Origin of the sequence: Marinobacter vulgaris, assembly GCF_003344045.1 — a bacterium.
GTDB lineage: Bacteria > Pseudomonadota > Gammaproteobacteria > Pseudomonadales > Oleiphilaceae > Marinobacter > Marinobacter vulgaris.
The window spans coordinates 367169-378349 of sequence record NZ_QFWX01000006.1 but is presented as its reverse complement, the minus strand read 5'-3'; the positions used below and the strand labels follow the sequence as shown (position 1 = coordinate 378349).

Sequence of the window (11181 nt, the reverse complement as noted above, 5' to 3'; positions counted from 1 at the left end):
AGGCATGCCACCGGTGATTGCGGAAGAAAAACTTAAAATACTGTCCGGGATTAGTTGACCACTACAGATTTATGGGAAAGTATTTGCATTTCAACAGCATGAAATATTAAATGAGCGCTCTTACTCTGTGACGGCAAATATGTTTTCCCACAAGCAATCGCTTAAAAAGGTTGGTTTATTTAACAGCTCACTGCTCTCGGGGAGGGACGTAGATTGGAGGGTGCGCGCTACTGAGCTTGGACTAAAAATTGGGTACGCGCCCAGTGTTATGGTAATTCATCCAGCGAGAAATTGCTTTAAAGAGCTCGTCACTAAAAAGTTGCGAACAGCGGGTGGATTATATAATTCAAAAAAGTCTCCAATTGCAAAGCTTTTTTGTTATAACGGGCATACTTCCTCCAGTAATTCCTATTTTTAAAATCAGCAAAAGGCACGATCTTACGATTTCTGAAAAGTTAAAAGAAGCAGCTTTAGAATATGGTCTACGAATAAATAGATGGCGAGCAAATATTGCAACATGGACACTCTATCCCGATGACTAAAGACTATTCAAATCTTAAAATAATCTACCATCATCCTAGGACAATAACTGAAAGTGGAAAGTCAGGAAGTGAGGTTAGACCTTACAAGATGTTAAAAGCATTCAAAGAGCTTGGAGCTACTGTTATCGAAGTGACAGGGGACTTGAGGACCCGAACTTCTCGAATGCGTGAGGTGAAGATCAGAATTCAGCAGGGTGAGCGATTCGATTTCGCCTATTCTGAAAATTTAACCATCCCGTTCGCCATGTCCGAATCGCATCGTTTGCCATTAAATCCTCTAGTTGATCATCGATTTCTCGCTTTTTGTAAAGAAAACGGAGTACCTGTTTCTTTGTTTAACAGAGATGTCTATTGGCGGGATGTCTCTTACAAGGAGATGTTACCTTGGTGGGGGCGTTTAGTTACAATTCCTCTCCACTGGTTCGACCTCTGGTATCATACGAAATACCTTAATACGCTTTACTTACCTTCAGCCGCCATGGCACGAGTCCTACCATGGATCCATAAATTCACGAATCTGCGCTATCTACCTCCTGGAGCAGAGATTGACCACACGGATAACAAAACTCAACACTCAAAAGACCTGAAAATTTTTTATGTAGGAGGAATTGAGCCGCCAACGTACGATTTAAGACCTTTGTTAGCTGCAATTAAAGATTCGAAAGCAAAAGTTTCTTTAACGATATGTTGTCGTGAAAAAGAATGGAATAAGGTGAGTGCTCTTTATAAACCGTTATTAAATGAACAAATAAAAATTGTGCACCTTTCCGGTAAAGATTTGTTACCTCTGTATAGGGAAAGTGACCTCTTTGCAGTTGCTCGTGATCCTGGTAGTTATGTCGATTTTTCGGTACCAATCAAAATCTATGAATCAATAGGGTTCGCATTGCCAATATTGTGTACCCCCGGGGGTGAAACAGCTAGGATAGTTGAGTCGGAAGGCTTTGGCTGGGTAAAAAGTGCGGATGAAATTGCTAATTTTATTGACGAGCTAGTGCTACAACCTGAGATTCTGGAGTCTAAAAGAACGATGCTAAAATCACTTCAGGTAAACCACACGTGGAAAGCAAGAGCTGCAAGAGTTTGCGATGATATGTGTAATGGGACTAGAAAGTGATCCCAAGAAATCACCCTATATTTCCATAGAAATTTTCAAGATGCTTAACGATTATCTCCGTCGGCGAATTTTTACTGAGGGTTGGTTCAGCGCGGTAGTTAGCCAGATTATCAAAAAATTTCGTAATCGTTCCGCTTTCGTAATTGGAGATTACAACGTTTTGACCAACGCCTTCACTGCGTTCCGTCGCCTTTCTCATCACTAGGCAGGGAAGCCCTAGATAACTACTTTCTTCCTGATTGCTCCCACCGTCAGTCACCAAAAACTGCGCGCTTGCCAATAGGCCAGAAAAGTCGAAATATCCCAAGCGCTTTTTCAACTCGATGTTTGGCTGGGCCTCAAGTTTACTGTAAAGCCCACTGGCACGAAGCTTCTGCTCCGTTGGCGGGTGCATGATAAAAAAGAGTCGATGACGCTTTGAAATGCGGATAATTGTGTCAACCAGCCACGAAAACCGTTCTGCATTAAAAATATTCTCATACCTATGCACTGAGACAATACCAAAATCCGAAAAGCCAGAACGCCTGGAAACCTCAACCGCTAACCTTGTTGCATCTAGCATGGTATTGCCTTGAGTGTTTATCGTAACCTTCTTCAGTGACGAGACATTAGCTACGGCAGACGCATCAGGACAATAAAGGACGCTGGCCAACCTGAACGTCGCAAGCCTGATTAGCTCCTCCGGAAAGGGGTGGAAGATATTGAAGGACCTCAGCCCGCTCTCAATGTGGGCACATTGAAATCCCATTCGCTTGGCTGCCAGAGCTCCCGCTAGCGTTGAGAGTGTATCCCCATGAACAAGCACAATATCTTTATCGCCTTTCTTGCGGCCTGCCCAACATCCTGAATTCTTGCCGGTTCTTGCGGCACAGAGATACAACCACTTGGGCACCTGGGATTTGCTTTTTACGTCCGGCCCATTAGCGATGTAATAATCTGGGCTTCGAATCTGAAAATCAGAGATGATGTCTGATATTGTTTCCTGATGCTGGCCCGAATGAATAAAGTTATACGGGATCCCGCGATCTCTCAGTAGTTTCATTATAGGCGCCATCTTAATTAACTGCGCCTTTGTGCCCAAGAAAATATGAATCATATTGATGCCTTGGGCTACTCGTTATATTTATCGGAACTACTGTATAACAGAGAAGTGATTTGCTCTGAAACAAGCCCGACAAGGAAAATTGTTAGGGATGTTGTCAAAAGAAGTGCGCTCATATTGGTAAATCGTCCTTCGGTAGTGAACGTATACCCATAGTAACCCAGCCCCAAACAAAACAGAGCAAACGCCAAAGGTACAAAAAGCTTTAGAGGAGAATAAAGTGTGCCAATCTTGAAAATAATCAGAAGGAAACGAATACCGTCCTGAAGCGGTTTAATATGACTTTTCCCGTCGCGTTGTGCAGCATGAATTGGCTCGTAGCATACTGAATAACCCGCCCTGAAAAAGGCCATGGTGGATGTGGTAGGATAAGAAAAGCCATTGGGCAGAAGACTAAGGAACTGCAGGAATTTATCCCTCCTGACAGCTCTGAATCCAGATGTAAGATCTTCGACTTTCTGGCCTGTCATGTAACTTGCGAGTCGATTATAAAATTTGTTGGCAAATCCCCTGCCAACACTTGCCTGGGAGCCTGCTTGGCGAGCGCCTACGACCATATCAAAACCTTGATCAAGCTTCTGCAAAAGCCGGTGAACATCGTCTGGAGAATGCTGACCATCCGCATCCATGAAGAGAAGGACATCTCCTGTGGCAGCTCTAGCTCCACTCTTTATCGCAGCACCATTACCCTTTGAATAGGGATGACGAACAACTCTTGCACCCAGCTGTTCTGCAATGTCACCGGTGCCGTCAGTGGACCCATCATCGACAACAACGATCTCTTTCAGCCCAGACAAAGCTACAAGTTTCTTGATCAAGGAGGGTAGTGACCCAGATTCGTTCTTTGCGGGAATTACTACAGAAGCTTCCATGTACGAGTTTACCTTAAAGATTTTTGTGGGGCCCTACCGGCTTCTATCTTCAGGCGACTGATCCTCGCCTGCGAAGTCATCTTCTACTACCCGGATAAAATGCTCAACCTCGTGTAACGGCGGTGATTCCGCAGCTGCACGTCCGGCTATTTCACCAGACTCGAGCCTTTCCTTCACAAATCTTGCGTCATTCAGAGCTTGCTTAAAAAGCCCGGCACTGGCTTTGTACGCGGCGATATTCATTCTCATATGCAACGACGAACGTGACTTGAGTGCTTTTTCGAGCATCTTAAGCCCTTTTTCTCGCTCGCCAGCCTGTAACAACGCCAGCCCATGGTAGTAATGTAGGTGCGCGTACGCCAGCGCATCGGGAGACGTGTATGATGAACTATTGAGCAATTTTTCCGTAATTACCATGGCATCTTGAGAGGATATCCCCTTACAGTTATCGCTTGATGCGCTCGTTATGAGACTATTCAGAAGGTTAAAGTCGGTATGTCTGTAAGGGCCTGCTTCAGAGAGTGACTTTACTTCCATGACGTCCTCAGGACTGGCCCCCCCAGTCATACACTGAACCAGCACCTGCGTCAGGCGTAGACGGAAATCATCAGGAATTCGGTCTGCAGCCTCGTTCAACAATTCTCTGGACTCAAGCAATCGCCCATTCGCGAATAACATTTGGGCTGCCTCGGTTTGTGAACGAACAGAACCAGGCTTTTGGGCTGCCCAAACCATCGTGAGCTTCTGATAATCCCCCCACAGGCTAGATGCTGAAAACGTCAGCCCGGCAAACAAAGCGATAACAGCAATACCGAGCGAAGATTTCAGCAATGGCCTCAAATTCTGTGATACCCACCATATGATAGGCAGAAAGAGAAACGCACTACCAAGGTAAATACGATGATCAAACTTCATTTCCAGACGAATCGTTGTGGACTCGATTGCTAAAGACGCGAAGTAAAACAGGATTGCAAATGCTGTTATCGGCCAGGTTTTTCGTTTTATGATCGAAAAACTGATGAGGCCGATTACCAGTACAGCAGAAAGAAACGTGGTAAATGGTGCAAAAATTCCACGACTGATTTCGAGGTCATCGTAAAATATCTGCCCTCCAGAAGAGCTCGGGATAAACCAATTTTGAAGATAGGAAAGAACAACTCGGAATTGAGTCAATACTCTTTCATAAGGAGAAAAATCTCTGGTCCCGTAGTCTTGAAACCAACCGTTCACCACTGGACCCTTTAACAATAAGATTGCAAGGGCGATAGATGGAAGAACCAATACAATCCACTTCCAAAACCGATTAAGTGCGGGAAGGCGGCTATTTGCGCGAACGACCGTCGATTCAAGGCATAACACCATAAGGGCAAGAGCTGCACCATTCTCCTTCGAAAACGTTGCGAGAACGGTCCCTAGGCCCACACCTAGTGTCATAATCGCGTAACCTTTTGTCGGAGCCGTCATTATTTGAAAACGACCATGAAGATACAAACAAATGCCGATCAGGCAGAACATCGCAGAGAGCATCGCCATACGCTGAATAATATACAACGTTGTCGACGTCAGGTATGGGTGCAAAAGCCACAACCCCGCAACAATCAAGGCAATCCATACGCGCTGGCTGTAGGCAAGCGACTCTCTGAGCCGGAGGACCTGCAATGTTACTGTGAATAAAAGAGTACCGTTTAGGAGATGTAACAACACATTGGTGTACTTAAATCCAAACGGATCTGCTGGCCAGTTATTCGCATTCAAAAGAAAAGAAAGAAGGGAGATCGGCCTACCAGTTGGACCCGAAAAACCTCCAAAAACATAAGAGTGGAAAGTATCCCAGTCAGTGACACCACCATAAAAACCGAGAGCTCTCAGGTTTGGAAAATCATCAAATATAAAGTTGCCGTGGAGCCCAGGATAATAGACGACGAAGCCAAGAAGAAGCAAAATCAGCCAACTTGAAGACGCCAACAGTAATTTATAACGGCAGATGGTCAAACTAACACCTTCTCAATTAAAGTTTGGTCGTTAAGGCCCCCGCCCCCTTATTATCGACAATCTCCTGTAATGAAGCGAGTCAATGCTGCATAAAAATACAATTTCAAATGAGCTTGACTACTTTACGGGGAAGATCAACAGAGGGTTATTGCTACTATTAGGTCAGGATTATCCGGTCGCCCTTTTACTTTCTAGCCACAAAAAAGACCCGCTAACGCGGGCCTTTTTTGTGGCTAGAAAGTCCAATATCATTACCGGCAGTTGGTCGGCAAATACTTGTCTTCCAAAGTCTTTGTGCCACCACCGTCTCTACATGTCCACTTTATGCTACCTGCAGAGGTTATAGCAGATACATCCAGAATTGCACCGCTGATAACATCGTTAACAGACCCACCGTAGGTGACAGCAATCACACCAGGAGTCGCACCTGCGTCAACCTGACTTACGTAGCTGCCTTGAATGGACCCGGGTGCTTCCAAGCCCAAAGAACTATTCGAGGATGGGAAGCTGCCACGATGATTGTAGTATTCAGCTAACGCAGTTTTTGCACCAGATGCCAAACTCAGACCTTCAGAAACTTGCGCACGTACCGTGTAATCCTGGTAAGCGGGGATAGCAACTGCCGCAAGAATGCCAATGATCGCCACAACGATCATAAGTTCGATCAAAGTAAAACCCTGTTGAACTTTTTTCATAATTTATCTCCAAAATTTCGTCAGTCACACTCCAGTGGGAGCAGCCTGATCTGTAACTAGCATGGCGCGTGCCAAATGTAATAAATTTCTAATTTCCTAGGTTCTATCAGAGACCTAGACGATAAAATGCCCTTCATGACTACATATTTATGATCGCCCTCAAGTGCCCGCACCCGTCAACCAGTGACGATTTTGGTCACCTCCACCAGACAAAAACACTGACTTTCCAAACGCATCCCATCCATCTAAACTCTGGTTAATTCACACCTGACAAAATTTCAGCAACTTAGGCGGCATTCTTAAATCCTCTATGGCTACTAACAACTCCAATGTGACGCTGACAGGTCTTGCCCGGCGATTTGTCGAGGATGGCCTTCTGGACGAAGCAACGGCGAAAGATGCTTTTATTCAGGCTTCCCAGAACAGAATCCCACTAATTACCTACCTGGTGCAGAACGACCTCGCAAACAGCAGCGGACTGGCTTTCTCTGCTGCCATGGAGTTCGGAGTATCAGTGCTGGACCTCAGCTCTTTCCTGCCGGAAATGATGCCGGAGAAGGTGGTTGACGAGAAACTTGTGCGCAAGCATAACGCGCTACCGCTCTATAAGCGTGGAAATCGACTCTTTATAGCAGTGTCAGACCCCACAAACATTCAGGCGCTCGACGAGATCAAATTCAATACCGGCCTGAGTACCGATGCCATCCTGGTTGACGATGCAAAACTTCGTGCCGCCATTGATAAATACCTTGAATCCCAGGACAGCACCATGGGCGACTTGGACGATGCTGATCTGGAGGGTGTCGAGACCGAAGGCGGTGAACAGGACGATGATGCCGTTGTGGCGGCCACGGATGTTGATGACGCGCCCATTGTTAAGTATGTGAACAAGATGCTGCTTGATGCCATTCGAGGTGGCGCCTCAGATGTGCACTTTGAGCCTTATGAAAAGACCTACCGGGTACGTTACCGGACTGACGGCATCCTAAAGGAAATATCCCGCCCTTCGATTAAGCTGGCACCGAAGATTTCAGCCCGTATAAAGATCATGGCGCAACTGGACATTTCCGAGCGCCGGGTGCCCCAGGACGGCCGGATCAAGATGAAGCTGTCCAAAACCAAGGCGATCGATTTTCGCGTGAACACCCTGCCTACCTTGTGGGGTGAGAAAATTGTTCTGCGGATCCTGGATCCCAGCCAGGCGAAAATGGGCATCGACGCCCTGGGGTACGAGGAAGAACAGAAAAAGCTCTACATGGATGCCCTTGAGCAGCCACAGGGGATGATTCTGGTGACCGGACCTACCGGTTCCGGTAAAACGGTTTCGCTTTACACCGGCCTTAATATCCTTAACACCACAGAGCGCAACATCTCCACAGCGGAAGATCCGGCCGAGATCAACCTGGAAGGCGTGAATCAGGTCAACGTGAACAATCGGGTCGGGCTGGGTTTTGCCGAAGCCCTAAGGGCATTCCTGCGTCAGGACCCGGACATCATCATGGTGGGCGAGATCCGTGACCTGGAAACCGCAAACATTGCCATCAAGGCCGCGCAGACGGGCCACCTCGTGCTTTCTACCCTGCACACCAACAGTGCCGCGGAAACACTGACGCGGATGATGAATATGGGCGTGCCTGCCTTCAACATTGCTACGTCCGTGAGCCTAATTATTGCCCAGCGCTTGGGCCGCCGGTTGTGCAATTCCTGCAAGCAGGCGGCCGATATCCCGAAAGACGTGCTTTTAGCGGAGGGGTTCACACAGGAACAAATTGATACAGGGTTCACGTTGTACCGCCCCAAGGGCTGTGATAAATGCAATGGAGGATATAAAGGCCGCGTCGGGATTTACGAGGTGGTCAAGATTACCGACGAGCTGGCGAGCATGATTATGGAAGAGGCCAGCTCCATTAAAATTGCAAAGCAGGCACAGGCCGAAGGCTTTCCGAACTTGCGCCAGTCTGCCCTCAAAAAGGTGATTGAGGGTGTGACCAGCCTCGAGGAAGCCAACCGCGTGACGAAGGATTAAGCATGGCAGCAAAAACAGAGAAACTTCAGGCGTTCGTCTGGGAAGGTAAAGACCGCAAGGGCAACAAGTCCAAGGGTGAGGTGAACGGGACGAATCTTGCGCTGGTCAAGGCCCAGTTGCGCAAACAAGGTATCATTCCGGACAAGGTAAAGAAAAAACCCAAGCCGTTGTTTGGTGGTAGTAAGAAGATCACGCCGTTCGATATTGCCATGTTTACCCGACAGATGGCGACGATGATGAAGGCAGGGGTGCCACTGGTTCAGAGCTTTGACATCGTGACCGATGGCCTGGAAAACCAGGGTCTTAGGGAGTTGATTGCGGCGGTGCGAAATGATGTGGCATCCGGTACCAGCTTCGCTAATGCTTTGCGCCGTCATCCCAAGTACTTTGATAACCTCTACTGCAACCTTGTGGACTCTGGTGAGAAAGCCGGTGCGCTGGAGCAAATGCTCGACCGGATTGCCATGTATCTTGAGAAAACTGAGACTCTCAAGAAAAAGGTCAAGAAAGCCATGACCTACCCGATTGCGGTTGTGGTGGTGGCTATTGTGGTAACCGCCATTTTGCTGGTTAAGGTGGTGCCGCAGTTTGAGAGCCTGTTCCAGGGCTTTGGTGCGGACTTGCCGGTGTTCACTCAGTTCATTATCGGGATATCCGAATGGATGCAGAAGTGGTGGTTCGTTGTACTGCTTGGAATTGTGGGCACAATTTTTCTTTTCAAGGAAGCCAAGAAGAAGTCACTGAAGTTCTCCGATTTCGTAGACAAGTATGTGCTGAAACTGCCCATCGTTGGTGAAATCCTGGACAAATCTGCTGTTGCCAAGTTTGGCAGGGTACTTTCTACCACTTTCGCTTCCGGTGTTCCTCTGGTGGATGCACTGGACTCGGTTGCCGGTGCTACCGGTAATGCGGTGTATCGCGATGCGGTGATGAAGATTAAGGATGATGTTTCCAGCGGTACTCAGTTGCAGGCCTCTATGAAAACGACCGGGGTCTTTCCGGTGATGGCTGTGCAGCTGACCTCAATTGGTGAGGAGTCCGGTAATCTGGATGAGATGCTGGAGAAGGTTGCTGACCATTACGAGGGGGTTGTTGACGATATGGTTGATAACCTGACTGCTCTGATGGAGCCAATGATTATGGCGGTTCTTGGTGTTTTGGTGGGTGGCCTGATTATCGGGATGTATCTGCCGATCTTCCAGATGGGTCAGGTGGTTTGATTTGTCTGGTTCTGCTGCCGGATTACGGCCTCTCATAGGGGCCTAATCCAACAAACCTGACTTCCCTCACCGCTTCCAACGTTCCCCAACCCGGATAAGTAATGCCAAACCTAGCTCCACTTCTCGACACCCCATGGCTCCTCTACACCGTAGTCACCCTCTTCTCCCTCTGCATAGGCAGCTTCCTCAACGTCGTCATCCTGCGCCTGCCCAAGATGATGCAGCAGGACTGGCGTTGCCAGTGTGAGGAGTTTCTGGAGCTTCCTGAGGGGCAGCGCAAGGAGGAAGAGAGGATTACGCTTTCCTCCCCGGCTTCCACCTGCCCCTCTTGTGGCCATAAGATTCGTGCCTGGGAAAATATTCCGGTGATCAGTTATCTGGTACTGGGTGGCAGGTGTGCGTCCTGCAAGACCCGGATTTCGCCGCGTTATCCGATGATTGAGGCGGTAACAGCACTGTTTTCGGTGGTGACGGTTTTTGTCATGGGGCCGACGGAAGCGGCGTTGTGGGCGTTGGTGCTGGTGTGGGGGCTGATTGCGCTGACGGTGATTGATTTCGATACTCAGTTGTTGCCGGACAGCATCACCTTGCCGTTGATGTGGCTGGGGCTGATTCTGAATTATTTCGGGTTGCTGACTGACTTTAACAGTGCCTTCTGGGGGGCTGTGGCCGGGTATCTATCGCTCTGGTCAGTGTACTGGTTGTTCAAGCTGGTAACTGGCAAGGAAGGTATGGGCCACGGTGATTTTAAGTTGCTGGCGGCGCTCGGGGCCTGGCTGGGGTGGCAGTTGCTGCCGGCGGTGATCTTGTTGTCGTCAATTGTTGGTGCGGTTGTGGGGATCAGTCTGATGGTGTTCCGCAAGCACGGGCGTGAGGTGCCGATTCCGTTTGGGCCCTATCTGGCGGCGGCGGGGTTGCTTTGCTTGTGGTTCGGCGCGGAGATTCTGGCAGCCTGGTACGGGTATTTGGGGGTTTGATGGCAGTTGTTGGCCTTACCGGCGGAATCGGCTCTGGAAAATCCACGGTCGCGCGGATGTTTGGCGCTCTGGGCGTGCATTGGGTTGACGCCGATGACGTTGCCCGTGAGGTAGTGGAGCCGGGTATGCCGGCGCTGGAACAGATTGCGGAGCATTTTGGGCGTGGTATCCTGCTGCCGGACGGCGGCTTGGATCGGGCGGCTCTGCGAGGGGTTGTGTTTGATGCCCCGGCGGAGCGGGCCTGGCTGGAGGGGGTGTTACACCCGGTGATTCGCGAGGAATTGGTGCGCCAGCTGCACCCGGCGGACTATGCCCTGCCCTATGTGTTGCTGGTGTCGCCGTTGTTGCTGGAGACAGACCAGCACCAACTGGTGGATAAGGTGGTTGTGGTGGATGTCCCGGTGGATGTCCAGATTGAGAGAACGATGGCCAGGGATGACAATGCCAGGGATCAGGTTCAGCGGATTATTGATGCACAGATTTCCCGGGAACAGCGGCTGCAGCGTGCGGATGAGGTGGTGGACAATAATCGGCCCTCTGCTGAGGTTGAGCGCCGCGTCGAAGAACTACACAAGCAGTTTATGGTGGCTTTTGGCAGCTAGCATTCGTCGTTTCCGCCCTTTTTTCCGCGTCTGTGT

General features: G+C 48.9%; 9 protein-coding genes. 5 read left to right on the top strand and 4 right to left on the bottom strand.

Annotation, left to right across the window (positions count from 1 at the left end; genetic code table 11):
* Positions 1-534: 534 nt before the first annotated feature.
* Positions 535-1659 carry a glycosyltransferase gene (locus DIT71_RS15210; RefSeq protein WP_114614063.1) on the top strand — a complete coding sequence of 375 codons (1125 nt, stop codon included), beginning with the start codon at positions 535-537 and terminating at the stop codon, positions 1657-1659.
* Between the two features lie 10 nt (positions 1660-1669).
* Here the strand turns inward: DIT71_RS15210 and DIT71_RS15205 are convergent, their stop codons facing one another.
* The 4 genes from DIT71_RS15205 to DIT71_RS15190 all read right to left on the bottom strand — a co-directional run bounded on the left by DIT71_RS15205 (position 1670) and on the right by DIT71_RS15190 (position 6320).
* Entirely contained in the window at positions 1670-2701 is a 1032-nt protein-coding gene (locus DIT71_RS15205) for a UDP-N-acetylglucosamine 2-epimerase (protein WP_158538978.1), read from the bottom strand.
* 68 nt (positions 2702-2769) lie between these two features.
* Positions 2770-3633, bottom strand: coding sequence for a glycosyltransferase family 2 protein (locus tag DIT71_RS15200; RefSeq protein WP_114614061.1), 864 nt, complete (start codon positions 3631-3633; stop codon positions 2770-2772).
* A 33-nt stretch (positions 3634-3666) separates the two neighbouring features.
* On the bottom strand, positions 3667-5625 hold the full coding sequence (locus tag DIT71_RS15195; protein ID WP_114614060.1) for a tetratricopeptide repeat protein: 1959 nt from the start codon (positions 5623-5625) through the stop codon (positions 3667-3669).
* Between the two features lie 251 nt (positions 5626-5876).
* Positions 5877-6320, bottom strand: coding sequence for a pilin (locus DIT71_RS15190; RefSeq protein ID WP_158538977.1), 444 nt, complete (start codon positions 6318-6320; stop codon positions 5877-5879).
* A gap of 310 nt (positions 6321-6630) precedes the next feature.
* Here DIT71_RS15190 and pilB point away from each other — a divergent pair, with 310 nt between their 5' ends.
* The 4 genes from pilB to coaE all read left to right on the top strand — a co-directional run bounded on the left by pilB (position 6631) and on the right by coaE (position 11145).
* Complete coding sequence (gene pilB, locus DIT71_RS15185; protein WP_114614058.1) at positions 6631-8346, top strand: type IV-A pilus assembly ATPase PilB; 1716 nt, start codon at positions 6631-6633, stop codon at positions 8344-8346.
* A gap of 2 nt (positions 8347-8348) precedes the next feature.
* Positions 8349-9566 carry a type II secretion system F family protein gene (locus tag DIT71_RS15180; protein ID WP_114614057.1) on the top strand — a complete coding sequence of 406 codons (1218 nt, stop codon included), beginning with the start codon at positions 8349-8351 and terminating at the stop codon, positions 9564-9566.
* Between the two features lie 101 nt (positions 9567-9667).
* On the top strand, positions 9668-10543 hold the full coding sequence (locus DIT71_RS15175) for a prepilin peptidase (RefSeq protein WP_114614056.1): 876 nt from the start codon (positions 9668-9670) through the stop codon (positions 10541-10543).
* Positions 10543-11145, top strand: coding sequence for a dephospho-CoA kinase (coaE, locus tag DIT71_RS15170; protein ID WP_114614055.1), 603 nt, complete (start codon positions 10543-10545; stop codon positions 11143-11145). Before DIT71_RS15175 ends, coaE begins: the two co-directional genes overlap by 1 nt.
* The last annotated feature ends 36 nt before the right edge of the window (positions 11146-11181 follow it).